Genomic DNA, 25,970 nt, shown 5'->3' with positions numbered 1-25,970 from the left:
AGTTAAATCGTCACTCGCCCTTGGTCACGGTGTCCCACCGGGTGAGCCACGTCGGATGCCCGACGTAGCCTTTCACCTCGTTGCGAACGGCTTTCGGGTCGGTGCGTTGGAATGATGTGACGAGCGCCGGCGAAGATCGGAGATAGGCCTCGTTGATCCGCGTATATAGCTCTTCGCGTTTGTGCTGGTTGGTCTCGTGCGCTGCCGCCTTGACCATGTCCTGAATGTCCTTGGGCACGTCCCAGGCAGAGCGCCATGCGACCAGTCCTGCCAGTTTGGCGTCGTCAGCGTTGTTGGCATTCGTTGCATATGATTGAAGGACGGCATGGGGATCGGGGAGGCGCTCGCCCGTTCGCGACGAGAACAGTTGAAACTGTCGGGACCGAAACTTTCCGATCTGGTCGCCGATTTGCAGATCGAGCGTGACGCCTGCCTTTGCGGCACTGTTTTGCAGTGAAATGCCGACTTCAGATTCCGGTGTGCCGGGCTGCGCAAAATAGACCTTTGAGAACCCGTCTGGATACCCCGCTTCCGCAAGCAACTGCTTCGCCTTGTCGATGTCCAGCTTATAGGGAATTTCCGTGGATGCACCCGGCAGGCCTGCCGGAATAATGGTCTGCTGCTTAATGCCGTAATATTTCATCACCGAACCGGCGAGACCGTCATAGTCGATGAGGTATCGAAACGCCTCTCGCACTTTCGGGTTCGAAAGGATCTCGTCCTTCTGGTTCAGGGCGAGGTAATAGAAACCGAAACCCGGAACCTTTTGCACTGTAACTTTGCTATCCCGTTCAAGACCGGCAAGGTCCGTTGATGAGAGGCGAGTGGCGACGTCGACATCCCCTGCATCGATCTGCAGACGTTGCGCAGACGATTCCGGTACGTGGCCCAGATACACGCGTTTCATGGCGGGTACTCCTTTCCAGTAATCCTTGAACGCATCAGCGATCAGGAGCTGGTTAGAGCGCCAGGTGATGAGCGCGTAGGGTCCGGAGCCAGCATCTGCAGTCTGGAGATAGTTGCGGGCCCAGTCACCATTTTTCTCCTTGCTGGCAAGGAATTTGCTGTCGACAATCGAGGTGGAAAAGCTGGCCAGTGAATAGAGTATGAGGTTCGAGTTCCAGACCTCTGGTGTTTCCAGAACGAGTGTCCGGTCATCGGTTGCCCGGATGAGCTGATCGACATTCTTCGCGGTAAAGCCCCACTGACGCAAATCCGTCGACGGCGCCAGTCCGAGTTTAACCAGCCTGTGTAGCGACCATTCCACATCCCGCGCCGTGACCGGATTGCCGGAATGGAAACGCGCGCCGTCACGTATCTTGAACGTAAAACTCCTTCCATCGTCAGAAATCGTCCAACTCTCGGCCAGCGATGGCTGGGGATCCGTGATGTTGTCCGCAGGCAGCGCGATCAGACGATCGTACAAATTCGCAACAACTTCGGCAGCTTCCAGCTGATTGATTTCATGCGGGTCCAGGCCGCGCATACTCGTCATCGAGATGGCGATCACCAACTCGTCTTTCGGAGTGGCGGCCTGAAGGGGATTGAATGCCGCAGTGGCGATTGCGCATGTTAAATACGCGCGTGTGAGCGTTTTCATATCAGCCTCCCAAGGCTCCTCAACCTCACCAAATCGAATTTTCAATATCGACATGGATTTCAAATCTGATATATCAAGTTTCACACAAATCGATCCTCGTCAACGGATTTTCGGAAAATGGCTTTTGATAACCAGTCTCCTACAACCAAGGCCGACTTTGAGAAGATCGACGCCGGTTTCCAGGTCACGGTGCGCGATCACGTCCACCGTGCAATGCGCAGCGCGATCATTTCCGGTCGATTTGCGACGGGACAGAAGATCAATGAACGCAATCTCGCGGAGCAGTTCGGAGTTAGTACGACCCCGATCAAGGAGGCATTGCGTCAGTTGGAAACCGAAGGTCTCGTTGAAGCCCTTCCACGCAGAGGTGTCGTCGTAAAGTTCAGCAGTTCCTGGGCGGAGGAAATGATTCTGGCGCGTGCCGCACTGGAATCGATGATCGCGCATCTGGCTGCCAAGCGCGTAGACGAAAAGGGCAGGGTGGAGATTCAGGCGATAGCCAACCGCATGAGGGAGGCGACTGCATCAGGAGACGCCGACGGGTTGATCGCTCTCAATGAAAGCTTTCATGATCACATTCATCGGGCGTCGCAATGCGGTTATCTCGCTAAACTGATTGAGCGCCAACAGTTCTACGATGCCAGCATTCGCCGGGTCATCCATCTAGATCCGACTGAACGACAGAAGGCGCTTGATGAGCATGTGGCGATCGCAGAGGCAATTGTAGCAGGCGATGCCGACAGGGCAGAGCGCACAATGCGTGACCACGTCGTCCGTTCGGGCGACACGTATCTCAGCATTATTTTCAAGAAAGAGGGAGAAATCTGACGTGAGTGACAAACTCCAGACCGTGAGAAACGCGCTGACCGGGATTTCCGGTGTGCCGGTGACACCCTATGAGCATGACGGCTCGGTCGATACCAGGAAATTGACGAATCTCATCAAGGCACTCGCGAGTGCCAAGGTGCATAATCTGATGGCGGCGGGCAATACCGGCGAGTTCTTCACCCTTACCATGGATGAAGTGCGTAAAGTCCACGCAGTCACCATTGAGGCTGCCGCTGGAAACTCACTCGTCAGTGCAGCTGTCGGGCGGTCGCTGACGGAGGCGAAGGCGCTGGCGAAAGACGCCATTGCCGCGGGTGCCGATGCGATCATGGGCCACCACCCGATGGATCCTTTCGCAGGGCCCTCATACCAAGCCGGTTACTTCCTTGAACTCGCCGATTTTTCAACCGTCCCTGTTATCGCATATGTGCGTAGCGATGCGTTTTCTGTCGCTGATTTCCGCAGACTTGCCCTCCATCCCAACATTGCGGGCATTAAATTCGCCTCACCTAACCTGATGCTTCTGTCGGAGGTTATTCGTTCTACACTGGATGCGCCAGCGATCTGGGTTTGCGGTCTGGCTGAAGGCTGGGCGCCAGCCTTCTACGCCATGGGTGCGCGCGGATTTACCTCCGGTCTCGTAAACGTCTTCCCGGAGCGATCTCACGCCATTCATCGCGCATTGGAAAACGGCGATTTCGGCGGTGCACGAGTGTTGATCGATGCGATTGCAGGGTTTGAGGCACTGCGTACGAAATATAACAACGGAGCCAACGTCACGGTCGTCAAGGAAGCTCTTGGCATGCTTGGCAGCGATGTCGGCCCCGTGCGCGTACCAGGCGTTGTGTCGCTGAATGGTGAAGAGCGTGAGGCGCTTCGCGCAATCGTTGATCGCGTTAAGGCTGAGGCCCTCGCGGCCTGATTGGAGAAGAAGCGTGCATATTACCGGTATCAAAACTTACATGCAGCGAGTGGACGATCGTCCGCGCCTGCTTCTCAAGATAGAAACGAGCGAAGGCATTTCGGGTTGGGGCGAGTGCTACAATCACGGTCCCGACTGGGCGCTGCCTCCTTTGCTCGACTACCTTTTCCACCAAATCGAAGGCGAGGATCCGCGGCGCGTTGAATTCCTCGTCCTCAAGCTTAACCAGCAGTGCCGCTTTCCTCCCGGGGCGCTCGGTCTTGCCGCGATTTCCGCAATCGACCACGCTTTGTGGGATATTGCTGGCAAGGCTGCAGGGCTCCCGGTCTACATGCTGCTCGGCGGTAGCGTTCGCGACCGCGTCCGCATTTATTGCGGCGTCTATACCGCGCCTGACCCCGAGCAGGTACTTGAGCAGACGCTCCAGCTGAATGAGGATTACGGCTACACGGCATTCAAACTCAGCCCCTACCGCCGGGATCTTCATTCCGGCCGCTGGGGTGAGCTCGTGAAGGAGACCGGAGACTGGTTTGGGCGCATTCGCGAGATCACGCCTTCCCAATTCGAATTTGCTTTCGATGCGCATGCCAAGATTTTCGAGCCCTACAAGGCTGTTCAGCTTGCTGCCGCCATTGCGCCGAACGATCCACTTTTCTACGAGGAGCCGATCCGTCCGGAGCATATCCCGGCATGGAAGGAATTGAAGTCGAAGGTAAACGTGCCGCTGGCCACCGGCGAGTCGCTCTATAACCGCTTCGAATTCCTAAATCTCCTTTCCAATCAGGGTGCGGACATCATCCAGCCTGATATTTGCGTGGTTGGAGGCGTCTCAGAAATGCGGCGTATCGCGACAATCGCAGAAGCACACTATGTCACCGTAGCTCCTCATAATCCGATGGGACCGCTGGCCACCGCCGTTAATGTGCATTTCTGTGCGGCACAGCCCAATTTTCAGGTGCTCGAGTTCAAGCCCCACCTACATGCGCCGTGGGCGCTCGATCCCTACATGCCACGAGATGGTCATATGGAGCTCCGCCCGGATCGTCCAGGCTGGGGTATCGAGATTGACGAAAAGCTGCTTCAAAAGGACGACTATGTCCACTGGGAGCGCAAGGTGACGCGCAAGCCGGATGGCGCAACTGCGTATCCGTAAGAAGCAAAGCACAACGTTTCTTTGATCTTCAGCTTGATCACCAGGCTGCGTCGGAGCTTTAGACCTGCGCCTGCTCTGCTAACGAGAAACTACAAGGAGGGGCCGTGCAGCCGCCCCTCAACTCTTTAAGACTCTAATGATTTCGCGTCGCAATCATGTACCCACGCTAGTTCGATTCCATTCAAGGCGTGTAGGGCGACCACGCCTAAAATCGACCTCGTCCTGCCGCTGACGATCGCATGTTGTCGAGGAGAACGGCGATGAGCAGAATGATGCCGCGGACGACATATTGGTAGAAGGCCTGAATGTTAAGCAGGTTCATGACGTTCTCGGCAATACCCATGATCAGCACGCCGACGATGACGCCGGTCATTGCGGCGCGGCCTCCGGCCAGAGAAACGCCGCCCAGAACGCAGGCGGAAATGACCGAAAGCTCAAGCCCCGTTGCCGCATTGGGCTGGCCGGAGGTGATGCGCGAAGCGAGAAGAATACCAGCAATGCCGCAGACCAGGCCCTGAAGCGCGAAAATCCAGATGCGCATTCTGACGACGTTAACGCCCGCCAGACGCGACGCTTCCGGGTTGCCGCCGATGGCCAGCGTATTCTTGCCGAAGACAGTGCGGTTGAGCACGAAGCCGAAGACGATGAACAGCGCGATCATGATCCAGATCGGCGTCGGGATGGTGAAGAAGCGTGACAATGCAAGCTGGTAGAAGTCAGGATCGTTGATGCCGACTGCACGGCCATCCGAGGAAATCAGTGCCAGACCACGCACGATCTGCATTGTGGCAAGCGTTGTGATCAGCGCGTTGATGCGGAATTTCGCAATGACGACACCGTTCACGAAGCCGACGACGCTGCCGCAGATCAAAGCGCCCAGCAATCCCAGAATGATCGAGCCGGAGGCGTTCGAGACCATGACCGCGATCATGCCTGAAAATGCCACGGTGGAGCCGACCGAAAGGTCGAAATCGCGTGATGCAAGGCAGAACATCATGGTGCAGGAAACGATGCCAATGGTGACGACCGATTGCAGCAGGCCCAGCATGTTGCGCTCTGTCAGGAAGTTCGGCACGGAAAGCGAAACGATGACGAAAGCGATGGCGAAGATGACGACGAGACCCTGTTCGCCGAGCAGAATTTTCTTCAGAGAGGTCATGGAATTGGGTTCCTGAAATTAAACGGTGCCAGCGATGTTCTTGTCGGGCAGTGCTGCGGTCAGAATGGTGCGTTCATCGAAATCTGAGCGCGGAATATCGGCTGCGACCCGGCCCTGGCACATGACCATGATGCGGTCTGAAATGCCCATGACTTCCGGCAGTTCGCTGGAAATGACGATGATCGCCATGCCGCCTGCGGCAAGCTCATAAAGGATTTCATAGATTTCCGACTTCGCACCCACATCGATGCCGCGTGTTGGCTCATCGATGACCAGCACCTTCACGCCCTGTTCGGAAAGCCACCGGCCAAGAATGACCTTCTGCTGGTTGCCGCCGGAAAGGTTGATGATGTCCTGCTTGCGCGAGGGCGTCCGCACCCGCAGCTTGGCGATGAACTGTTCTGCGACGGATGCTTCTTTCTTCGGGTTCAATATGCCGAAAGGTGAGAAGTGCCGCCGCGAGGAAATTGCGATATTTTCCTCAATGGACCGGCCCTGAATGATGCCATCGAACTTTCGATCTTCCGGGCAGAGAACCATTCCGGCAGTAATTGCCGCCTTGGGGCTGTCGGGAGCAACGGCAACGCCGTCGATGGTGACTGAGCCTTGATGGCGATGGTCCGCGCCATAGAGCAGCCTCGTCATTTCGCTACGGCCAGCGCCGATCAGCCCGAAGAATCCAAGAATTTCGCCTTTTCGAACGGTGAAATTGACGGGCGCGCGCAGCTTTGGACCGGAAAGATTTTTGACCTCCAGCCGAATATCTCCGGGGGGGCGCTCTCGCCAGCCCCAGATATTGCTGATCTCGCGGCCAACCATTTCCGAAATGATCTGGTCGCGTGTCGTGTTCCTGATATCGGGGTGGTGCGCCGCCAGTTTGCCATCGCGCAGAACCGTCAGGCTGTCGCAAAGCCGGAAAATTTCATCCAGACGATGGGACACGTAGAGGATGATCGTGCCGTTGGCTTTAAGTTTCTCGATCAGCGAAAACAGGATTTCGCTTTCTCGTGAAGAGAGTGAGGATGTCGGCTCGTCCAGCGCAATGACGCGCGCATCCAGCATGACGGCTTTGGCGATTTCCACCATCTGCCGCTCGCCGATGGAAAGGGTGGCGACCTTGGCATTCGGATCGACATCAATGCCGATTTCCTGAAGTTTTGCCTTTACCGTTTCGATCAGTGTGCGGCTATCGATAACGCCTGCCTTGCCGGGGAAACGTCCGAGCCAGAGGTTTTCCGCCACGGTGAGTTCAGGAACAAGCTGCAATTCCTGATGGATGACGACGATGCCAGCGTCGAAAGCACCGCGGACCGAACGATAGGACTGCTTTTCGCCGTTGATCACGATGCCGCCGGTATCGGAGGACTGATCGCCGGAAAGAATACGGATCAGGGTGGATTTGCCCGCGCCGTTTTCACCCATCAGGCCATGGACGGCACCTTTCTCAATAGCGAAGGAGACATTGGATAATGCCTGCACGCCGGGATAGGCTTTAGATATATCGTTGAATTCAAGGAAGGCCATCATCGCCTCTGACTTTACAAAGGATAACCGGCGGCAGTGGCCGCCGGTGGGTCAATGTAGACGTTCTGGCTTACTCGATGCCGAGGCCGGCACGAACCTTTTCGTAATCACCGCGAACAGCAAGCGAACCGGAGGTCAGGATCAGCTTTTCAGGCTCCTTGTTATTGGCGATCCACTCATACATGTTGAGCGCGGTCTCATAGCCGTGACGCTTCGGCGAGATGATAACGGTGCCGTAGAAGCCGGTAGCGGAAGGCTTCTTGAACTCGTTGATCGCAGATTCCGCGCCACCGATCCCGACGCCGATCATGTTGTCAGCAGAAATTCCGACGGACTCGGATGCGCGAACAGCGCCAAGCACAGCTTCATCGTTCAGTCCGAACGCAATCCAGTGCTTGACGTTGGAATGCTTGTTGAGAACGGTCGTCGCGGCGTTGAGAGCTGCTTCCGTATCCGTCTTGGCCTGCGGCGCGTCATAGATGTTTTCTGCCAGGAAGCCCGCTGCTTTAAGCGCAGTAATTGCGCCTTCAACTCGGTCTACTGCCGTTGGAAGCTGGTCGTAGGAAACGCGGATTGCGCCGACGTCCTTCATGTCCCAGCCGCGCTTCTTGATCTCTGCGGCGATCGATTGCCCGACCGTTTCACCGATCTTGAGCGCAGAAATGCCCATATGCGGCACGTCTTCCAGCGGCTTGCCATCCGCGCCGACCAAACGGTCATCAACCGTCATCAGCTTCAGGTCGTTGGCGGTTGCCTTGGCAACGATGCCGGGGCCGAGCTTTACGTCCGGTACGCAGATGATGAAACCCTGTGCGCCCTGTGCGCCGAGGTTGTCGATGGCCGACTGAACCTTTTCGCCGTCTTCAGCGCCGATCTTGACCAGCGTAAAGCCCTTTTCCTTGGCGGCCTGTTCGGCGAATTTCCACTCGTCCTGGAACCATGGCTCTTCCGCCTGCTTCACGACGAAGCCGATTTTCACATCGGCCGCAAATGCAGCGCTGGCGGTCAGCGCAATGGCGCTGGCCATAACGATAGCCTTCAATGAACGCATGTCTTGTCTCTCCCTTTGACCCCGCGTGCCTCCCGCGGTCTTTCCTCATTATTCTTCAAACATCATACCAGTCAATATCATATGTATGATTTTATTTACTTACGTACCTTTGATCAGTTCGCCCGGTTTGCGCGTCTTTCTAAGGGCATCGGTCATCTCAGATCGTGCGACGCCGATCAACTGTTCCATGGAATGCCGAGCGGCCTCCGGTCGCCGCATTCGAATGGCTTCAAGCACATTTTGATGGGTGAGGATTGCCTGCTCGTGAGACTGGCTTTCGCGATTCGTCAGCCGGAAGCTGGCCAGCAGTGCGGCGCGAATAGCGCTGGCAAATTGTCGAAAGACCCAGTTTCCGCTGGCATTGATGATGGCGGTGTGGAACTCCAGATCTGCTCGGCTCCAGGCTTCGTTGTCCCGCGAATTCGCCTCCACCATGTCCTCGAATGCTTGGGAAATTAGGTAGAGTTGCCGAGCATTGGCGTTGGCTGCAGCCTGCGCCGCCGCAGCCGGTTCCAGCAACTGGCGCGCATCTATCAGTGACGAGTAAAAGCTCTCGTCGCCACCAACTGTCAACATCACGTCGAGCACGATGGGATCGAGATAGTTCCAGTTTTCTCGCGGCAAAACGATGGTGCCGGCCCGCGTGCGTGATCGGACCATGCCAAGCGCCGAGAGATACTGCATTGCTTCTCGTAGACTTGTACGGCTGACGCCGAACTGCTCGGTCATTTCAATTTCATTTGGCAATGTCGCGTTCTCCGCGAATCTGCCGGATACAATCAATTCTACCAGCTTGCACAACAGGGCTTCCCGAACACCCCGCTTACCTTGCTGGGCAATCGGCTCCCCCTGGTGTGTTAGAACCTGTTCCATAATTCTTATCCCCTGCGCCGCTTGGCTCTTGAATGGGTAGTATGAATGAACCGACACACGGTATCAAATTGAAAAATAAATCGTACATAAATTGACATGTGTGCGACTAATGATAATGTTTTGACATAGCGACCTTGAGGAGAATGGGTCGTCAAAAACTCGTGATGGGGAGGAAACAATGAAAATCGCCAAGTACATGGGTATTATTGCGGCTGGCCTTTTGGGCAGTGTCGCAACGTTGTCGGCGCAGGAAAATCTGAAGGTCGGCGCAATCTACATGGACGCACAGGGCTTCTATGCCGGTGTGCGCAAGGGCATCCAGACCGGCGCGACAGAAGCCGGTCGCAAGCTCGATGTTGTCGAAACGAATGCGCAGGGAGACGTCAGCAAGGAATCCTCCTTCATCGACTCCCTGATTTCCGCTGGCGTGCAGGCCATCATCGTATCGCCGGTGTCTGCCGATGGTTCCTACCGCGCGATCCGTCGTGCGCATGATGCCGGCATTCCGGTTGTCTGCTACAACACCTGTCTCAACGACAAGGACATGAAGGATTATATCTCCGCCTATGCGGTCGGCGATCCCTTCGATTTCGGTCATAAGCTGGGCGATGCAGCCGCCGATTATTTCATTGCTCAAAAGAACGATGCACCGAAAATCGCGGTTCTGAACTGCGAATTCGTGGAAGTCTGCGTCACGCGCCGCAAGGGCTTCGAAGAAGCGTTGAAGGCCAAGGTGCCGGGGGCGCAGATCGTCGCCAATCAGGAAGGCGCTGTTCTCGACAAGGCCGTTTCGGTTGCCAGCACCATGCTGTCTTCCAACCCGGATATCGATGCTTTCTTCGGTGAAGCCGGTGGTGCGACGCTGGGTGCTGCGCGCGCTGTGAAAAGCCAGGGCAAGGTCGGCAAAGTCGTCGTCTTCGGTGGTGACATGACCACGGAAATCGCGCAGGAACTATCCGACTTCTCGGTCATCAAAGCCGTTGTCGATATTTCCGGGCAGGGTCTCGGCAAGCTTGCGCTTGCACAGGCCATCAAGTCCATCGACGGCCAGCCGCCTGAAGGCATCAAGGTCGCTTACAATATCGATCTCTACAAGTCTTCCGAAGATGGCAAGGCCTGGCTGAAGGCCCACGCCGACGGCATTCCCTGATCGACCTTCTCATCGCTGCGGCTCCGTTTGGAGCGCGCCATGTAGCGCCGCCGGGCATCCGGCGGCCTCCACAGCAATGGAAAGACCCAATGACATCTGCTTCCCAGAACAGCCTGCCGGATAGCGCTGCCGTCGCTTCGATAAGAGGCTGCACGCGGCAATATCCCGGCGTGCTTGCTCTTGACGATGCCACATTCGAAGTGGCGCCGGGTGAGGTGAGAGCCCTGCTCGGCAAAAACGGCGCGGGGAAATCCACGCTGATCCGAATGCTGACCGGTGCTGAAACACCCGACATCGGGACCGTCCTGATCGGCGGCGCCGAACTTACCTCTTCCGGCTCCGCCCGTGCGCAGGAATCTTTCCAGAATGGCGTGCGCGTCGTTTATCAGGAACTCAGCCTTGTTCCGGGCATGACGCTTGCCGAAAACCTGTTTCTCGGGCGCTGGCCGCGCAAAGGCGGCATCATTCAATATGCAGCCATGGAAGCCGAAGCGGCGGAAGCAATGGCAAGCCTTGGCCTCGATCTTCCGCCTGACCGTCTGGTGGCAGGCTTGAGCCCTGCGGAACGGCAGTTGCTTGAAATCGCCCGCGCCATGATCGGGCGACCAAAGATCGTCATTCTGGACGAGCCGACAAGTTCGCTGGCCGCCGCCGAAGCGGAAAAGGTGATGGCTGCGGTGACGAGAGTCGCCGCACGAGGAATAGCAGTCATCTATGTCAGCCACCGCATGAACGAAATTCGCCAGATTGCGCATTCCGCCACCATCATGCGCGATGGACGGATCATCGACACCGTCGACGTCAAGGGTGCGGATACCCGCGAGATCGTCCGGTTGATGCTCGGCTCCGAGGCTTCACAGGCGGCAGCGCTGGAAAGCCATGCCTCTTCGGAGGTGGTTCTGGAAGTGCGGAATCTGGCACTTGCGCCAAAGCTTTCGTCCATCTCCTTCTCGCTGCGTAAGGGAGAGGTGTTGGGCATCGCCGGTCTGCTCGGCGCTGGCCGCACGGAATTGCTGCAAGCTATTATGGACGTGCGCGATTTCGATAGCGGCGATGTGCTGGTGGACGGACGCTCGGTCAAGTCCGTCGGTTACAAGCAGATGGTCGGCAAAGGTTTCGGCTATACGCCGGAAAGCCGCAAGGAGGAGGGCATCGTGCCGCTTCTCGGCGTGGATGAGAATACACTTGCTACCAATTTCTCCGGCGTCAGCCGCAACGGCGTCCTTTCGGGCAGCCGCATGGCGCAGGCGACGCGGGATATCATCGAGCGTCTACATATCAAGACCGCAAGCACCGATACACCAATCGGCACGCTTTCGGGCGGGAACCAGCAGAAGGTCGTCATCGGTCGCTGGGTTTACGCCGGAAGCCGCGTTCTTCTTCTCGATGAGCCGACGCGCGGCGTGGATATTGAAGCGAAGGCGCAAATCTACGCCATCATCCGCCAGCTTGCCGCGGAAGGCAGAAGCATCATTTTTGTTTCCAGCGAAATCGAGGAACTGCCGCTCGTCTGCGACCGCGCGCTGGTTCTGCGCGATGGCGCGCTGCGCGAAGAGTTCAAGTCACCAAACATCGATCAGGACACCTTGATGGCTGCCTGCATTACCGGACATTGAGGGAGACAGACCATGTCACTCGATCAAACTGCCAAAACGGCCGTTTCACAGAAGGCACCAAAGCGGGGCTTTACCCTGTCGAAGCATATGAACGAGCTTAGCCTGTTCTTTGCCATCGTTGTGCTCTACGTCATCTTCTCATCCACCGCGCCGGGCTTCATGTCCTTCAACAACCAGGTGAATATCCTGCGTGACGCGGCGACAATCGGCATCGCCGCGTGGGCCGTCACGCTCATCATCATCGCGGGCGAGATCGATGTCAGCGTCGGCCCCATGGTCGCCTTCATTTCGGTGGAACTGGCATTTCTGTTGCAATGGGGCGTGCCGACACCCGCAGCCTTCGTGCTGGCCATCGCACTTGGTGCGCTGCTCGGTTCCATTTCCGGCATTCTGCGGGCCTATTTCGATGTGCCTTCCTTCGTCGCGACGCTTGGCATGTGGAGCGCACTGCGCGGCACGGCGCTGTTCGTGACCGATGCCCTGCCGGTTTCCATCGGTCGCAGTGATATGCTGGATGCGCTGGACCGTTCCGTGCTTGGCATTCCTCCAGCCGCGATCATCATGCTGGTGCTGTTTGCAGCCTTCGCTTTCGTCAGCCGCAAGACCGCCTTCGGTCGCTCGGTTTTTGCGGTTGGTGGCAATGCCCATGCGGCTTTCCTCAGCGGCATCAATGTTGCGCGCATTCGCGTGGCTCTCTTTGCCATCGGTGGCGCGATGGCGGCCATTTCCGGCATTTTGCTGGTGTCCCGCCTCGGTTCGGGCAATGCCACGGCGGCGAGTGGTCTTGAGTTCGATGTGATTGCCGCAGTCGTTGTCGGTGGCACGGCGCTTTCCGGTGGCCGTGGCTCGATGCTTGGTACACTGCTCGGCGTGCTTGTGATTACGCTCATCGGCAACGGTCTGGTTCTGCTCGGCATCAACCCCTTCTTCCAGCAGGTGGTTCGCGGTCTCATCATCGTCATCGCCGTGCTTGCCAATATTCAGGCGATCAAGCGCAGCCTGTCGCGCAACAAGGGATGAGTGCGGCATGGCTGTTATTGACCTGAAATCCGGCCCTTTATCGCTGCGCATCTCGACAGAAGGCGGCATCATCCTCGGCTTCTGGAAAGATATCGATATAGGCCGCGTGCCGCTTTTGCGCCCGGCGAAGTCGAGTGACGCGGATGCTCTCGGCTCATCCTGCTATCCGCTCGTGCCATTCGGCAACCGCGTCGCAGGCAACAGCTTCGAGTTCGATGGCAGGGCTTACACGTTGACACCGAATACGGAATGGGACCCGCATTATCTGCACGGTGAAGGCTGGCAGGCCGAATGGTCGGTGGACGAAAGAACGCCGACCTCGGTTGAAATAAGTTTCACCTGCCAGGGTCCATCCACGCCCTATCGCTATCGTGCGATGCAGACATTCACGCTTGAGGATGATCGTCTGACATTGAGCCTTTCCGTGGAAAATATGGGAGAGCGCCCGCTGCCCTTCGGACTTGGCTGGCATCCCTATTTTCCGCTGACGCCGAAGACGACGCTGCAAGCGCCTGCCGAGCATTTCTGGACCGAAGTCGAGGGCTGGCTGCCGGGTGAACGAACGGCGATCCCTGCCGATCTCGACTTCAGCGAGCCTGCTCCACTACCCGAACGCTGGGTCAACAACGGGTATGAGGGGTGGTCCGGCGAAGCGACCATCATCTGGTCGGAGCGTCACACGCAGTTGAGACTGACCGCCGATCCGATATTCAGACACGCCTTCGTCTTCGTGTCCGACACGGCTTTCGATCCCTCGTTCGAGCGCGATTATTTCTGTTTCGAACCCATGTCGCACCTTGCGAACGGGCACAATCTGCCGGATTTGGGAGACCTCAAAGTGCTGGCACCCGGTGAGAAACTGGCGGGCAGCTTTACGCTTGAGCCGCGGAGTTTATGAGCATGCATGCGGAGTTTGAAAATGGCCGATAGCCATGGGTTCGACTACATCATCGTCGGCGGCGGCAGTTCAGCGTGCGTCGTCGCGGCACGTCTCGTCACGCCCGGCGCGCGCGTGTTGTTGCTGGAGCGGGGACCGGCCAAGGCCAATCCGATCATGCATATCCCTGCGGGGTACATGAAGTTTCTGGCGAAGGATACGTACCTTGCCATGCACCAGACAAAGCCGCAGCCACAGCTGGGCGGTCGCGGACCTATCGTGCCGCAGGGTAAGGTTCTGGGTGGCGGAAGCACAGTCAACGCCATGGTCTATATGCGCGGGCAGGCGGCGGATTTCGATCTGTGGAACGAACTCGTCACCGCTCCCGGCTCGAACAATGATGGTTCTTGGTCCTACAAAGACCTTCTGCCCTACTTCAAGGCGCAGGAAGACAACGACCATCTGGCGGGTGAATTTCACGGTGTCGGCGGGCCTCTGAAGATTTCGCATCTCGGCCACACCAGCCCGATGACGCGCACTTACGTCAAAACCCTTCAGGGCATGGGGATCCCCTATAATCCTGACTTCAACGGTGCGGAGCAGTTCGGCGTCGGCTTCATGCAGCACACCATTGACTGGAACACGCGAAAGCGCTCCAGCGCGGTCGATGCGTTTCTGGCGCCGGTTATGAACAATCCTAAGCTGACCATCGAAACCGGCGCGACCGTGACTTCCATCCGTATGGAAGGAGACCGGGTGGTCGGCGTGGACTATGTTCAGGGCGGTGCGAGAAAGAATGCGGAAGCAGGCGTTGAAGTCATTCTGGCAGCGGGTGCCTACCAGACGCCGAAGCTGTTGATGATTTCCGGTATCGGACCGGAAGAACAGCTCAAGCAGCATGGCATTGCCACGAAACTCGCGCTTCCGGGCGTGGGCAAGAACCTACAGGATCATTATGAATGCCCGGTCGTCGCCACGACGAAGGGCTCATTCGGGTATTACAAGCAGGATAGTGGCTGGCCGATGATCAAGGCCGGTTTGCAATATCTGATGTTCAAGTCCGGCCCAGCTTCGACCACCGGCGTCGAAACCTGCGCCTTCTATGACCCGGATGGCAACAATGACCGTCCAACGATCCAGATGTTCTGCGTTCCTACCGTCTATCTGGACCGCGATGTGATGGGCACCGATCCTGGTGATGGCGTAACGATCAATTCCTTGCTGCTTCGCCCGAAAGCACGTGGCTCCGTCACGCTTTCCTCCAGCGATCCCTTCGCCAATCCGATTGTCGACACGCAGATATTCGGCCATCCCGATGACCTGAAGCTGACCATGGCTGGCTTCCGTTTCGCACGTCAGGTGCTGGCGGCATCCCCGATGCGCGACCTCATCGACAAGGAAATCTTCCCCGGTGCGGAAGTGACCAGCGATGATGCGATTGCAGCCCATTGCAAACGCACGGTAAAGACCGGCTACCACCCCGTTGGCACCTGCAAAATGGGCCATGATGGCGACCCGGATGCGGTGCTGGATACCAAGCTGAACGTGCGCGGAACGCGTGGCCTGCGGGTCATCGACGCATCACTCATGCCAGCCATCGTTAGCGGCAATACCAACGCTGCCGTTCTTGCCGCCGCAGGCAAGGCAGCGGATATTATTCTTTCCTGATTGGATTAGACCCATGAGAATTACCAAACTGACTACCTACATCGTTCCGCCGCGCTGGCTCTTCCTCAAGATCGAAACTGATGAAGGTATCGTTGGCTGGGGTGAGCCGGTTGTGGAAGGCCGTGCGCTCACCGTTGAAGCTGCCGTGCAGGAAATGGCGGACTACCTGATCGGCAAGGACCCGTTTCTGATCGAAGATCACTGGACAGTGCTTTATCGTGGCGGCTTCTATCGTGGTGGCGCAGTGCACATGTCGGCGCTGGCGGGTATCGACCAAGCGCTGTGGGATATCAAGGGCAAGGCGTTGGGGCAACCGGTGCACTCGCTTCTCGGCGGGCAGTTGCGCGACCGCATCAAGGTCTATTCCTGGATCGGTGGTGATCGTCCTTCGGATGTGGCGCAGAATGCGAAGGATGTCGTGGCACGCGGTTTCAAGGCTATTAAGCTCAACGGCTGCGAAGAAATGCAAATCGTCGACACGAACGAGAAGGTCGAGAAGGCCGTGGAAACCATCGCGATCATTCGCGAAGCCGTTGGCCCCCATATCGGCATCGGCGTTGATTTCCATGGTCGCGTCCATCGCCCCATGGCCAAGGTTCTCGCCAAGGAGCTTGAACCTTACAAGCTTATGTTCATTGAAGAGCCGGTTCTCTCGGAAAACCGTGAAGCCCTCAAGGAAATCGCAAACCACACCTCGACGCCGATTGCGCTGGGTGAGCGTCTCTATTCCCGCTGGGATTTCAAATCGGTTCTGGCGGATGGCTTTGTCGATATCATTCAGCCTGACCTTTCGCATGCCGGAGGCATCACCGAATGCCGCAAGATCGCGGCCATGGCGGAAGCCTATGACGTGGCGCTTGCACCGCATTGCCCTCTGGGACCGATTGCACTTGCTGCCTGCCTACAGTTGGATGCAGTCTCGTACAATGCTTTTATTCAGGAACAGAGCCTCGGTATTCACTACAACAAGAGCAATGACATTCTGGACTACCTTTCCAACAAAGACATGTTTCAGTATGCCGATGGCTTTGTTTCTATCCCGCAGGGTCCCGGTCTTGGGATTGAGATTGATGAGGCATACGTCATCGAGCGTGCCAAGGAAGGCCACCGTTGGCGCAACCCGATCTGGCGTCACGAAGACGGTAGCTTTGCCGAGTGGTGAGTGAGGACAACGCCATGACGGGAAGACTTGCAGGCAAACGCATTTTTATCACCGGTGCAGCGCAGGGCATAGGTCTTGCGCTTGCCAGAGCATTTCTGCGCGAAGATGCCGCTTTGTATCTTATTGATCAGGATGCTTCTCTCCTGGACAGAGAGGCCGGAGAGTTGAAAGAAAGTGGCGGAAAACTCGGCTGGATGGCTGCCGACATAACGGATGCGGAGGCGATCGCTTCTGCCGTGGCAAATGCAGCGGACGAAATCGGGCCAATCAACGCGCTCGTCAACAATGCGGGCGTCAACGTCTTTGCCGAACCTCTGGAGACGAGCGATGAGGAGTGGCAGCGCTGCTTCGACGTCAATCTCAAGGGCGCATGGAACTGCTGCAAGACCGTGCTTCCGGGCATGATCGAAATGGGTGGCGGCGTGGTGCTGAACATTGCATCCACCCACGCCTTCACGATCATTCCACACACCTTCCCCTATCCGCTGGCGAAACATGCGTTGCTGGGAATGACGAAATCGCTGGGGCTGGAATATGCGCCGAAGAATATCCGGGTGAATGCGTTGGCTCCCGGCTATGTCGCAACGCAAAAGGTCATCGATTACTGGAACAGCTTCCCTGACCCTGTCGCTGCCGAAGCGGAAACAATGAAGCTACATCCTGGCGGGCGTATCGCGACCCCCGACGAAATTGCATTGGCTGCGGTCTTCATGATTTCGGACGAATGCCCCTTCATGAACGCGACATGCCTGACCATTGATGGCGGCTTGAGCGTGCAGCAGCACCCGGGTTGACTTGTATGCGCTCGTCAAGTCGATGAGGGTCGATCGCAAGGCCGGCATCGAAAAGAGCACTTCAATAGCACGCAGGGCCACATCTTCAGGTCTACAGTGACGCTGGCGATCAAAATTCTCAATGCGAATATTTAGTGAAAGTGAGGTCGATTGGCTGTGAGTAAACGTTGGCAAGCTTTGCTCCTCAATATCGAATTAGGGTTCAAGTTATCATCAAGACCATAACGCCGGTCAGCCGCCGATGGCCTATCTGGCGGTAGGCGTCTTGCGCCGGACCGGAGCACCTTCGTCCCGAAAGGAGTGTCAAGGTTGTCGCCGCAGCCAGTTGTTCGTCGCTTATCAAGTCCCACAGAAGACATTGTGATACCCACCGAGATCTCATCATCCACCATCTACGCTATTGCTGACGTCCACGGGCGCGCCGATCTTCTAGAGGCCTTGCTTGGATATATCGCTGCTATATCGAGCAATCATCAATCAAGGCCGGTCATAATCTTCCTTGGCGACCTGATTGACCGTGGCCCTGACAGCCCAAAGGTACTTGATCAGGTCTGTTCGACGCTTGATCTTTATCCGGGCTCCCGGTTGATCCTTGGCAACCATGATTTTTACCTGCGCGAGCTTCTTCGAGGAACTCTTACCCGTGAGGACGCCGTTAATTGGATGGATTGGGGAGGCGTTGCAACAGTAAGCGCGTACTCCAACCGTCCGGTTCCTGATTTCGACGGCATCGCTGCAGATATACGCCGCGTTTTCCCACACCACGTAAACTTGCTAGAAGATGCGCAGACGTTCATGGAGATGGGCCGCTACTGTTTCGTTCATGCGGGAATACGTCCGGGCGTTCTCCTCGCAAATCAAGACGAATACGACCTGCGCTGGATCAGGGCCGGGTTTCTCGACCACATGGACGTTTTTGGTCCTGTAGTATTGCATGGCCACACAATTACGAAGTCGCTTCGGCCCGAAGTCTACTCGAATCGCGTTGCGCTGGACACCGGAGCGTACCGGACTGGGCGGCTGAGCGCCGCTGTGATCAGGAAAGATGAGCTTTCACACTTCCTATGCACCGAGTTGACCCATGGCGGTGCTATCGAAGTGGCAGAGTGGCGGCCAGACTGACCTACAAGGTTGGTAGTTCGATTGTGCTTAAGGCTTTAGTTGGCGCAAACCCTGCGATGTTATCCGCTATCGGACCGAGAATTTGCCCCGCAACGCGATTTTGGCGTCGTTGGTAATGGATTCGCCGTCGTTTAGCGGGACACCATTTCCGGTCGCGATAGCATCATCACCGCTCGCCGCGAGGTGAAGTCACCGTTCTGATCCATCGTGAAATCAATGTCGATAAGAGATCCTCGACCGATAAACCATGGGACAAGCGGATCTCATCAATTTCTTGGATATGATCAGTCATTACAGGCTGTCTCATAAGCCCTGGCGATCATCAGCAGCCGGTCTGCAACCACGTCGCCGTCATGCTGGCCGCGACTCCATGCATCTTCCAGTTCTTCGACCACGGACACATGCGCGCTATCCTTCGGCAAATCGTCGACCAGATAAGGAAAGACCCCAACTGTCTTTTCAAAGGGAAAGAGCAACTGATTGGCCAGGACTTGTAGTGAAGGGAACCTCCCACCGCCCCGCGAGCGCCATGTGTCGCCGAAGGCGGCCGCGACATCACCGAGCGTCATGCCCAGCGTCTCACGGCATTGTAGGATGTTGGCGATAAATACCTTTGGGCAATTCGCTCGCCCGACCGCGTCCATCACACCATCGACCAACAGGTGCGGCAAAATGCTGGTGTAGAAACTGCCCGGACCAAAAGCGATCAGGCCCGCACGCTCAATGGCTTCCAGCGCCGCGGGATTGGCGGTAGGCAGCTGACCGTGCTCACGCGTGAGTTCTATCCCGCGAACACCAACCCCGGCGTCCTTGTCCGACATCTTGGTGATCGCATCCTGTGGAGCGAGCCGGCCGCCGTCTTTCAAGCTTGCAGATAGGATGAGGTCACTGTCGAGCGAGGATGGCCAGACATTGCCGGAAATGCCGCAAAGCTTGCGGAAGACGAAAATCGCGGTGTTGACGTCGCCATTGTGTGCAATACAGGCGCCAGTCAGAATGAAATTGCCGATGCTCCCGTTTCTGAAATCGAAATCGTTGCCCACGGTCTCAGAAAAAGTTTCAGATAGTTCAGGATCGCGCCACGCAATCCGGCTTCCATCCGCTCCAAAAGTGGGTGGCGTCCCTCGGCATAGAATTGAAATTCTGCTCTAGCCTCATTGACGCTGCGATTGGAGGAAAGGCGCGTGTTGCATATTCGTACGACATCGCCTGACCTTCCTTCTCCATGCGCCATCGTCATCAACGCTTGCCTGATGTCACCAACGGAAAGAATGCCGAGCTTTTCGCGAATGACCTTGGAGCTTCCGCCGCTGTCCCAAGCGGGGACAATGCGAGTGAGATCTACCGGACGGCGACTAAGCGCGATGTTGATAGTACGGCAGGCGCTGCCTCCCGAAAAAAGGACTATGTTCGTCATTGGCAGCTATCCGCTTCGATCACATCCAGCACGATAGCAAATTTTTGTGGCGCATGGTCCGCTCAAATTTCACCGCGAACAAACCGAACGCGCATCACCCCCAACGGTCTCTCCTCCGGGCCACGCAATAGTACATCGTGACCCCAAGGCAGATTTCGGATGCTGATATTCATCCATTCGCCTGGCTCTACGTTACCAAGATAGACGACGTGCCTTGAGGCTAAAGTTCTCGGGCGCGTCTCGCCTGCTTGAAACAAACCCCGATCCGCCAAAGCGCTATAGCTCGGAAAGTAAAGAAGTCCGGCCGCATTGAAGTCTGTCGCCGGGCACGGCAGGACTTTTTGCGTTCCCGACATTCCGGAGAGTTTAAGACGGGCGTTGCGAATGTCGCGCGCGGTGGCTGAGGCCTGCTCGGCGACGCGACGAACCGCGAGGGGAGCCTCAGGCGGCATCGCCAACGCTCGCGGGCTCCGCCGGACGACCGATCGGTTGATCCCCGGTTCGGAGCGTCCTACAAAGGTCGAGACCAAAATCATGCGGCCTACAATATCGCCGCCAGCGGTGATACGGATAAGTGACGCCAGACGACCTTGGCCGACGCGGTAGAGATCGGCGGCCAGTGCCATCTCCCCGCCCAGGCGGGGAAGGCGGGGTCTTACGAGTCGCAAGCTAGTCGCGCAAAAAGCCGCATAGAGTGGCTCGCCCTCTGAGCACGTGAAGACCGCGTGCCGCTGTCCCATGGCGCGCGCGATGAGCCGCCAGTGCAAATCACCGGCACGGCGCTTGAGCCATTGCTCCGAAATGCCGCTGTAGCCCATTTCTGCCATTCCAAGAACGTGTCGTTCAATTAGCTCCGTTCCGTCGTGCCTGGCGAGCTGGAGAGTGCTCATGCAGCCAGCCTGTCTTTTTGGAGTGCAACTATTTGTTCGGCGAGATAACGGCTGTCCTCGTCGATACCGAGAAAGCGTCCAGAGCCCCAAGTGTTCAACCAGCCGAGGCCAATAAAATACAGACCCGGTGCATCCGTAACTCCGCGACGGAACACGGGCTTGCCTCGCTGATCGAGGCAGTCGACCTTCAGCCACGAATAGTCCGGACGGAAGCCGATCGCCCAGATGATCGACGTTATGCCCGCCTCCACCAGATCAACTTCGGTGATTTCTTGAGCGGGACGCCAGACCTTTTCGAAAGGGGGTTCCTCTGGAGCATCGATTGCTTGCGCGGCGATCCAGGCATCGATCTGCTTACGTATACCGAGGTAGCTCCGGTCAGCATCATCGAGGTTCTTCTCAAGGTCGGGCAGGAACGTCATCGTTGTGCCGGAGCCACCCGCGACCGATCCGTATAGCCGAACGCCCTCCAGGGCGTATTTGCGCAGATCGATCTCCTTCCCGCCGTCTCGGCCAGACATGTAATGGTTCGTCTGGGTGAGCGCTTTCACAGGATCGGGATGGCTATCGATCGTGACGGCATAGGTGCCGGCATCGTAAAGCCAATCTGTCGCGTCGCGCCCACGATATTTACGCGGGCTGCGCGGAGCCGGCCCTACTGCCAGGTGCACCGGACGACCTTCCAGATGAAAGTCGTCCATGATCTGCACGCCAGATTGCCCTGTGCCCACAATCAAGGTTCCGCCATCGGGCAGCTGCGAGGGCCGCCGGTAGTCGCGCGAGTGCATCTGGAGAATCGAGGTGTCCAGATCGGACGCGTAGGGAGGCACGATCGGGTTGTCATAACCGCCTGTCGCGATAACGACCTGGTCCGCAGTCATGGTGCCGATGCTCGTCTCGATCCGGTATCCGCCCCCCTCGCGAGGGGTGACCTCGATGACATCTACCCCCTCCCGGAGTGGCGGGTTGAAGCTTTCGAAGAAGCCATCCAGATAGTCCACGATCTCTTGCCTGACCATGAAGCCATCCGGATCCTTGCCCTTGTAGGGCCAGCCCGGCAGTCGGCACTGCCAGTTCGGCGTAACCAGACAGAAACTGTCCCACCGATTGTTGCGCCAGCTTTCGAACTTTCGGTGGCGCTCGAGGACGACATGTTCGATCCCCTCCTGCATCAGATACCAACTGACAGAAAGACCGGCCTGGCCGCCACCGATGATGAGAACCGGTACGTGTGGTACAGTATCGTTCGTCATAACAAACCCTTTCATGACATCGAGAGGCAGGTGACCTTGGCGTCAGCCGGCTGAGCGGCAGCTGTCGTTTCGATCTTTGCCAGTTGGTCGAGTGCGGAGGAGCAGGCGAAGCCGAATTTAGCCGTGACGCGGTCCGATGCTTCGTTTAGACCGGTGCGCGCACGTTCGACAAATTCGCTCAGCGGATACGTGCATCCGGCTTCGAGATGGCGCGTTATGGCGGTCGAGGGCGAGTAGCAGCTCTCCTCCGTGCCATCAGGCCATCGAATGGTAAAGCGTACTTCAGGCATGGGCTATCTCCTTTGCGAGCGCGATATAGGGGGCTGCCGCGTAGTCCCAGAAAGTTGCCCGGGCGCCACCGCTCGTTAGATCGATCCGGGAGCTGTCCGTTGCATGACCGATGGCAGCTGCGCTGATGCCCCGAGCAGCAAACACGTCGCAGACATCTTCTGCCCGCTCCGGGCGGACCGAAAGGAGAAAGCCGAAGCTCGGGAAGCTGCGCAGCCAGCGTTCGAGTTGAACGCCTTGCGGAAGCGGGATGTCGGCCAGCGCGATATCGAAGCCGCAGCGTGACGATTCCGCTAGCATCAGCGCTGTGCCGATAATACCGCCCTGACTGATGTCCTTTCCGGCATCCACCAGACCGGCCTCGGCAAGCTCCGGAAGGATCTCGTAGTCGCGGCGCAGCCGTTCATGGGGCGCATCAAGGGCGGCGCACCAGTTGTCGAAACTTGGCCGATACTGCCCGCGATGATCGATGGCTGCGATAAGCAGATGTCCAGGGGCGGCTGCAAAGCTGGAAATCAGCCTCTTTGCACGTCCCATCACCGAAACGGCGAGATTGAGATCTTTGCTTCGGAGGTTCGTGTGACCACCGACAATCGGCACGCCGTAGGTCATCGCTGCATCCCGTAGCCCGGTAAGCAGGGGCTCGGCAGACGCCGCGTCCGGTGCCCACACGGCATCGAGCAGCGCGGTCGCACGCCCTCCCATGGCAGCGATGTCCGAGAGGTTCACCATCACGCCGCACCACCCGGCGAACCACGGATCGTCTTGCACGAACTGGGGCATGAAACCTTCCCCCGCCAGCAGATCCCAAGTGCCGTCCGGAGCTGGAATTGCGGCGGCATCGTCGCCGGGCGTTCCCGCGGTTCCGGCTGATATCGAGAGCGCTCGCGTCGTGCCTGCTATGTCCAGTTTGCTGCGGATCGATGGGTGGGCTGCGAGTGCTGCCGCCAAGGCATGTACGTCCATCATGGCCTCCGCGCTCTGGCGGACCAGCCGATGGTCGGGTCGCATATGGGGGGATAGTGATCGAGTGAAGCCAGCATGTGCATGTGGCGCGCGCCATGCAGGTCGATCTCTCCTTGCGGCTCCCAATGCAGCCGGCGAAAAAGAGGTACGTTCTGAAGCTGGACATGGGCGTGAAACTCACTGCACCCGAGGCCATTCGCGGTACTCACCGCCAACCGGATCAGTTCCGCACCCAACCTTCCGACTTTGCGATATGCGGGAGCGACCGCAAGGCGCGAACCCCACCAGATGCGGGGTGCTGGCTCATGGATCCTGACAGTGCCCACGACCTCCGCAGGCTCTGCCGCGAATAAGGAGATTGCAACAAGCGGTATCGCGGTCTTGTCGATTTCGTCGCGGTCATCGCCGACGAAAATACGCTGCTCCTCCACAAACACCCGGCGCCGGAGAAGAGATACACCCTGAAGTTCCCAAGGCTCGGATGCTGCCCGGATCAGGAACTCCGGGCTTATGAAGGCAGAGTGATCCATCAGGCTCATGCCGGAATCCTCAGCTTCTCATAGGTCGAGAGCGCCGAGCAGGCACCGCATTTTCCGCATCCGGCCTTGATATCCGAGGCCTTTAATCCACCATCGATGACGATCTGCGACAGGGGAGCCAGGATGGAGGCCATGAACTCTGATTTCGGCGCGGGGTGGCTCTCGAGCGGTGTTCCGGAGATTGGAACGAACGGGACCACGAACGGATAGACGCCCAATGCAACGAGGCGTGTCGACATTTGCAGAATTGCCTCGCGGGTATCGCCCAGGCCCGCCAGGATATAGGTCGAGACCTGCCCCCGCCCGAACACTTTCACTGCTGCTTCGAAGCTGGAGAAATACTTTTCGAGCGGAACGCTGGCCTTGCCGGGCATGATCCGTTGCCGGACTTCTGGTGTCACCGCTTCAAGATGCATTCCCAGCGCGTCGGCGCCCGCATCCTTCATCCGTTCATGCCAGATATCGTCTTCCGGCGGCTCGCATTGGACCTGGATAGGCAGGTCGACGACGGCCTTAACCGCACGCGCGCTCTCTGCCAAAACGGCAGCACCACGGTCCTTGCCCGCAGGCGTGCCGGTGGTCATCACCATGTGCTTCACGCCGTCGAGTTCGACGGCTGCCTTTGCGACCTCCGCCAGTTGCGCGGGGGTTTTGTGCGCGACAGTCCGGCCGGCTGCAAGGCTTTGGCCGATCGAACAGAACTGACAGGTCTTCTTGCGGCTTTCATAGCGGATGCAGGTCTGGAGGATCGTCGTGGCGAGGACGTCGCGGGAGTGAAGAACCGCGATCTTGTTGTACGGAATGCCGTCTGCAGTCGTCAGATCGTAAAATCGCGGCCGATTGGGAAATCGAATTCGGGCGACCTCGGATCCTTCCCTGGTGATGCGCGCACGGCCGTCGGCATCGGGCGCCTCCACCAGATAGGGACTGTCGAATGCAGGTGCGGTATGTACCGGCACCATGACGGTTGTGTCGCCGAAATTGATGGCCTTGTGGTCCGAAGGACCTGCACCACCGCGCCTGCTCTCGTGGCCGGCACGCGGATCGACGAGACGCATGCCTCGCGTCTGAAGATCGTTGATGAGTTCTGGATCTATCGATGGCAGGTCACGCATCCTGAGCCTCCTCAAATAGCTTGCCTTGCTCTGCATCGGAAAAATCGCCTGTAAGGCCGATCTGGTCGAGTGCGCGTGCGGGCCTCGTGTCATGGACAAGGTGCAGCAGTTCAGGCCGTGCATAGTGTCCGACGGAATCCATCATCCGCTTGCGCTTGGTGATGAGCCGCATGTCGAGGTCGCCGATCAGGATCCCTTCGCCCGATGTCAGAGGGGGTACGACATGGCGGCCTTCCGGGGTTATGATGCAGGTCATGCAGCCATCCCGAAGACCCTTCTGCAGGCTGGGGTCCGGGTGAATGGACGCGATCTGCTCCTCGCTCAGCCAGCCGGTGGAATTGACGACAAAACAGCCCGATTCCAGCGCGTGGTGGCGCATCGTGACTTCGATCTGTTCGCCGAAGATTGGACCCACCAGAGAGCCGGGAAAGTGCGAGGCGTGAATTTCCTCATGCTGCGCCATCAGCGTGTATCGGGCGAGGGGGTTGTAGTGCTCCCAGCACGCCAACGCGCCCATGCGGCCGACAGCAGTTTCGACCACTTTCAGACCCGCGCCATCGCCCTGTCCCCAGATCATCCGCTCGTGATAGGTGGGCGTGATCTTGCGGCGCTTGAGTTTCAGGCTGCCATCCGCGTCGAAGATCAGCTGGCTGTTGTAGAGCGAGCCGTGGTCGCGCTCATTGACGCCAAGGACGATAACCGCCTTGCGTTTGCGCGCGGCGTCAGCGACAGCCCGTGTTTCCGCAGATGGTACCGTGACGGCTTCCTCATAAAGCCGCAGGTGCTCCGGTCCCTGCTGTACAGGCGGCAGAACGAAGCTGAAATAGGGATACCAGGGCACGAAGGTCTCGGGAAACACGATAAGCTCCGCACCTTTGTCAGCGGCTTCGGCGATCGCATTCAGGACCCGTTCGACGGTGCCAGCGCGTGACGTCAGGTCGGGCGCGATCTGGACTGCTGCGGCACGTACTGTTTTTGGCATG

The 25,970-nt window shown here is 57.8% G+C and carries 25 protein-coding genes; 11 read left to right on the top strand and 14 right to left on the bottom strand.

All coding sequences use genetic code 11. The features are described 5' to 3' along the window. Positions 1–10: 10 nt before the first annotated feature. The gene (locus K7A42_RS02125; protein WP_282454760.1) at positions 11–1,684 is read right to left on the bottom strand and encodes an ABC transporter substrate-binding protein; all 1,674 of its coding nucleotides are present in this window, start codon (positions 1,682–1,684) and stop codon (positions 11–13) included. A gap of 33 nt (positions 1,685–1,717) precedes the next feature. Between K7A42_RS02125 and K7A42_RS02120 the strand changes: the two genes are divergently transcribed. The 3 genes from K7A42_RS02120 to K7A42_RS02110 are packed head-to-tail and all read left to right on the top strand — an operon-like array spanning position 1,718 to position 4,503. After that, the gene (locus K7A42_RS02120) at positions 1,718–2,428 is read left to right on the top strand and encodes a GntR family transcriptional regulator (RefSeq protein WP_282454759.1); all 711 of its coding nucleotides are present in this window, start codon (positions 1,718–1,720) and stop codon (positions 2,426–2,428) included. Position 2,429: 1 nt separating this feature from the next. After that, entirely contained in the window at positions 2,430–3,350 is a 921-nt protein-coding gene (locus tag K7A42_RS02115) for a dihydrodipicolinate synthase family protein (protein ID WP_282454758.1), read from the top strand. 13 nt (positions 3,351–3,363) lie between these two features. Next, positions 3,364–4,503: a mandelate racemase/muconate lactonizing enzyme family protein gene (locus K7A42_RS02110; RefSeq protein WP_282454757.1), complete on the top strand. Its 1,140-nt coding sequence runs from the start codon at positions 3,364–3,366 to the stop codon at positions 4,501–4,503. A gap of 205 nt (positions 4,504–4,708) precedes the next feature. On the opposite strand, the gene araH is transcribed toward K7A42_RS02110, so the two are convergent. The 4 genes from araH to K7A42_RS02090 all read right to left on the bottom strand — a co-directional run bounded on the left by araH (position 4,709) and on the right by K7A42_RS02090 (position 9,110). After that, positions 4,709–5,662: an L-arabinose ABC transporter permease AraH gene (gene araH, locus K7A42_RS02105; protein WP_282454756.1), complete on the bottom strand. Its 954-nt coding sequence runs from the start codon at positions 5,660–5,662 to the stop codon at positions 4,709–4,711. A gap of 18 nt (positions 5,663–5,680) precedes the next feature. Further along, positions 5,681–7,186 carry an L-arabinose ABC transporter ATP-binding protein AraG gene (araG, locus tag K7A42_RS02100; RefSeq protein WP_282454755.1) on the bottom strand — a complete coding sequence of 502 codons (1,506 nt, stop codon included), beginning with the start codon at positions 7,184–7,186 and terminating at the stop codon, positions 5,681–5,683. Between the two features lie 70 nt (positions 7,187–7,256). Further along, positions 7,257–8,237, bottom strand: coding sequence for an arabinose ABC transporter substrate-binding protein (locus tag K7A42_RS02095; protein ID WP_282454754.1), 981 nt, complete (start codon positions 8,235–8,237; stop codon positions 7,257–7,259). 99 nt (positions 8,238–8,336) lie between these two features. Further along, on the bottom strand, positions 8,337–9,110 hold the full coding sequence (locus K7A42_RS02090; RefSeq protein ID WP_282454753.1) for a FadR/GntR family transcriptional regulator: 774 nt from the start codon (positions 9,108–9,110) through the stop codon (positions 8,337–8,339). Positions 9,111–9,288: 178 nt separating this feature from the next. On the opposite strand from K7A42_RS02090, the gene K7A42_RS02085 reads away from it, so the two are divergent. The 8 genes from K7A42_RS02085 (at position 9,289) to K7A42_RS02050 (ending at position 18,519) form a co-directional block, all read left to right on the top strand. Continuing rightward, positions 9,289–10,260 (top strand): substrate-binding domain-containing protein, encoded by a 972-nt coding sequence (locus K7A42_RS02085; protein WP_282454752.1) that lies wholly within the window; start codon positions 9,289–9,291, stop codon positions 10,258–10,260. Positions 10,261–10,349: 89 nt separating this feature from the next. Next, positions 10,350–11,876, top strand: coding sequence for a sugar ABC transporter ATP-binding protein (locus K7A42_RS02080; RefSeq protein ID WP_282454751.1), 1,527 nt, complete (start codon positions 10,350–10,352; stop codon positions 11,874–11,876). Positions 11,877–11,888: 12 nt separating this feature from the next. Further along, on the top strand, positions 11,889–12,896 hold the full coding sequence (locus K7A42_RS02075) for an ABC transporter permease (RefSeq protein ID WP_282454750.1): 1,008 nt from the start codon (positions 11,889–11,891) through the stop codon (positions 12,894–12,896). 7 nt (positions 12,897–12,903) lie between these two features. Further along, positions 12,904–13,794: an aldose 1-epimerase gene (locus K7A42_RS02070; protein WP_282454749.1), complete on the top strand. Its 891-nt coding sequence runs from the start codon at positions 12,904–12,906 to the stop codon at positions 13,792–13,794. 21 nt (positions 13,795–13,815) lie between these two features. Next, complete coding sequence (locus K7A42_RS02065) at positions 13,816–15,441, top strand: GMC family oxidoreductase (RefSeq protein ID WP_282454748.1); 1,626 nt, start codon at positions 13,816–13,818, stop codon at positions 15,439–15,441. Positions 15,442–15,454: 13 nt separating this feature from the next. Further along, entirely contained in the window at positions 15,455–16,603 is a 1,149-nt protein-coding gene (dgoD, locus tag K7A42_RS02060; protein ID WP_282454747.1) for a galactonate dehydratase, read from the top strand. 14 nt (positions 16,604–16,617) lie between these two features. Further along, positions 16,618–17,397: an SDR family oxidoreductase gene (locus K7A42_RS02055; RefSeq protein ID WP_282454746.1), complete on the top strand. Its 780-nt coding sequence runs from the start codon at positions 16,618–16,620 to the stop codon at positions 17,395–17,397. A gap of 360 nt (positions 17,398–17,757) precedes the next feature. Continuing rightward, on the top strand, positions 17,758–18,519 hold the full coding sequence (locus tag K7A42_RS02050) for a metallophosphoesterase (protein ID WP_282454745.1): 762 nt from the start codon (positions 17,758–17,760) through the stop codon (positions 18,517–18,519). Positions 18,520–18,803: 284 nt separating this feature from the next. Here K7A42_RS02050 and K7A42_RS02045 read toward each other — a convergent pair whose 3' ends face one another. The 9 genes from K7A42_RS02045 to K7A42_RS02005 form a co-directional block, all read right to left on the bottom strand. Continuing rightward, complete coding sequence (locus K7A42_RS02045; protein WP_282454744.1) at positions 18,804–19,562, bottom strand: 2-phospho-L-lactate transferase CofD family protein; 759 nt, start codon at positions 19,560–19,562, stop codon at positions 18,804–18,806. After that, positions 19,511–19,936 carry a 2-phospho-L-lactate transferase CofD family protein gene (locus tag K7A42_RS02040; protein ID WP_282454743.1) on the bottom strand — a complete coding sequence of 142 codons (426 nt, stop codon included), beginning with the start codon at positions 19,934–19,936 and terminating at the stop codon, positions 19,511–19,513. The genes K7A42_RS02045 and K7A42_RS02040 overlap by 52 nt, the downstream gene beginning before the upstream one ends. A gap of 62 nt (positions 19,937–19,998) precedes the next feature. Continuing rightward, entirely contained in the window at positions 19,999–20,826 is an 828-nt protein-coding gene (locus tag K7A42_RS02035) for a Pnap_2097 family protein (RefSeq protein ID WP_282454742.1), read from the bottom strand. Further along, positions 20,823–22,079 carry an MSMEG_0569 family flavin-dependent oxidoreductase gene (locus tag K7A42_RS02030; RefSeq protein ID WP_282454741.1) on the bottom strand — a complete coding sequence of 419 codons (1,257 nt, stop codon included), beginning with the start codon at positions 22,077–22,079 and terminating at the stop codon, positions 20,823–20,825. Before K7A42_RS02030 ends, K7A42_RS02035 begins: the two co-directional genes overlap by 4 nt. Positions 22,080–22,090: 11 nt before the next feature. Next, positions 22,091–22,369, bottom strand: coding sequence for an MSMEG_0570 family nitrogen starvation response protein (locus K7A42_RS02025; protein ID WP_142187844.1), 279 nt, complete (start codon positions 22,367–22,369; stop codon positions 22,091–22,093). Beyond that, on the bottom strand, positions 22,362–23,333 hold the full coding sequence (locus K7A42_RS02020; protein ID WP_282454740.1) for a sll0787 family AIR synthase-like protein: 972 nt from the start codon (positions 23,331–23,333) through the stop codon (positions 22,362–22,364). The genes K7A42_RS02025 and K7A42_RS02020 overlap by 8 nt, the downstream gene beginning before the upstream one ends. Then, a complete protein-coding gene (locus tag K7A42_RS02015) occupies positions 23,333–23,872 on the bottom strand; it encodes an MSMEG_0567/Sll0786 family nitrogen starvation N-acetyltransferase (protein WP_282454739.1) in 540 nt (179 codons plus the stop codon). The genes K7A42_RS02020 and K7A42_RS02015 overlap by 1 nt, the downstream gene beginning before the upstream one ends. Further along, a complete protein-coding gene (locus K7A42_RS02010; protein ID WP_282454738.1) occupies positions 23,869–24,987 on the bottom strand; it encodes an MSMEG_0568 family radical SAM protein in 1,119 nt (372 codons plus the stop codon). The genes K7A42_RS02015 and K7A42_RS02010 overlap by 4 nt, the downstream gene beginning before the upstream one ends. Continuing rightward, positions 24,980–25,969: a Nit6803 family nitrilase gene (locus K7A42_RS02005; protein WP_282454737.1), complete on the bottom strand. Its 990-nt coding sequence runs from the start codon at positions 25,967–25,969 to the stop codon at positions 24,980–24,982. The genes K7A42_RS02010 and K7A42_RS02005 overlap by 8 nt, the downstream gene beginning before the upstream one ends. Between the last annotated feature and the right edge of the window lies 1 nt (position 25,970).

It is taken from the genome of Agrobacterium sp. InxBP2, from assembly GCF_026191755.1.
In the GTDB taxonomy this organism is placed as follows: domain Bacteria; phylum Pseudomonadota; class Alphaproteobacteria; order Rhizobiales; family Rhizobiaceae; genus Agrobacterium; species Agrobacterium pusense.
The sequence above is the reverse complement of the archived record's forward strand: the minus strand, read 5'-3'. Positions and strand labels throughout refer to the sequence as shown.